The 1,333-nt window shown below is 70.7% G+C and carries 1 protein-coding gene; it reads left to right on the forward strand.

The window, feature by feature from the left end; genetic code table 11:
* Positions 1-15: 15 nt before the first annotated feature.
* Positions 16-1,333 (forward strand): PTS ascorbate transporter subunit IIC (locus AB8Z36_RS39855; RefSeq protein WP_369218244.1); only part of this gene is annotated, 1,318 nt, incomplete at its 3' end.

Here is a 1,333-nt window from a genome sequence, read left to right on the forward strand (position 1 = left end):
GCGTAAGGAACCCCCATGGACTGGCTCGTGTCGATCGCCGAGTTCCTCGTCAACCAGGTCCTCAGCCAACCCGCCTACCTCATCGGCCTCATCACGGCCGCGGGCCTGCTCGCCCTGCGGAAGCCGGCGGGGCAGGTCGTCGGCGGCGCCATCAAGGCGACCCTGGGCTTCCTGCTGATCGGGGCGGGCGCCACGCTCGTCGTCGGCGCGCTCGCCCCGCTCGGCGAGATGATCCAGGGCGCGACCGGCGCCCACGGCGTGATCCCCACCAACGAGGCGATCGTCGGCATCGCCCAGGAGAAGTACGGCGCCCGCGTCGCCTGGCTGATGATCCTCGGCTTCGCGGTCAGCCTGCTCCTCGCCCGCTTCACACCGCTGCGCTACGTCTTCCTCACGGGCCATCACATGCTGTTCATGGCGACGCTCCTGACGATGGTCCTCGCCATCGCGGGCCAGTCCTCCTGGGCGGTGGTCGTGGTCGGCGGCGTGCTGCTCGGCATCCTCCTGGTGGCGCTGCCCGCCTTCGCGCACCCCTGGACCAAGCGCGTCACCGGCGACGACAGCGTCGCCATCGGCCACTTCGGCACCGCCGGATACATCGCGTCGGGCGTCACCGGCCGACTGGTGGGCCGCCGCAGCCGCAGCACCGAGGAGATGAACCTCCCCGAGGGCCTGCGCTTCCTGCGCGACTCGATGGTGGCGACCGCCCTTTCCATGGTCCTGATCTACCTCATCATGGCGCTGGTCTTCCTCGGCAAGGCCGGCAAGGAGACCGCCTTCAAGGCCTTCGGCGAGGGCGGGGACGGCGCGAGCGGTGTCGGCGACTACGTCATGCAGTCCGTGATGCAGGGCCTCCAGTTCGGCATCGCGGTCGCCGTGATCCTCTTCGGCGTCCGCACGATCCTCGGCGAACTCGTCCCCGCCTTCCAAGGCATCGCGCGGAAGCTGGTGCCGGGGGCGGTGCCCTCGCTCGACGCTCCGATCGTCTTCCCCTACGCCCAGAACGCCGTCCTCGTCGGCTTCGTCTCCAGCTTCGTCGGCGGCCTCGTCAGCCTCGGCCTGCTCGCCTGGATCTTCCACCCCGCGTTCGGCCTCGCCCTGGTCCTGCCCGGCCTGGTCCCGCACTTCTTCACCGGCGGAGCGGCGGGCGTCTACGGCAACGCCACGGGCGGGCGGCGCGGCGCCGCCGCCGGTGCCTTCGTCAACGGCGTCCTCATCACCTTCCTGCCCGCGCTGCTCCTGAAGGTCCTCGGCGCCTTCGGCGAGGAGAACACCACGTTCGGGGACGCCGACTTCGGCTGGTTCGGCACGCTCATCGGCTACGCGGCCAAGA

Origin of the sequence: Streptomyces flavofungini (assembly GCF_041028215.1) — a bacterium.
Taxonomy (GTDB): Bacteria; Actinomycetota; Actinomycetes; order Streptomycetales; family Streptomycetaceae; genus Streptomyces; species Streptomyces flavofungini_B.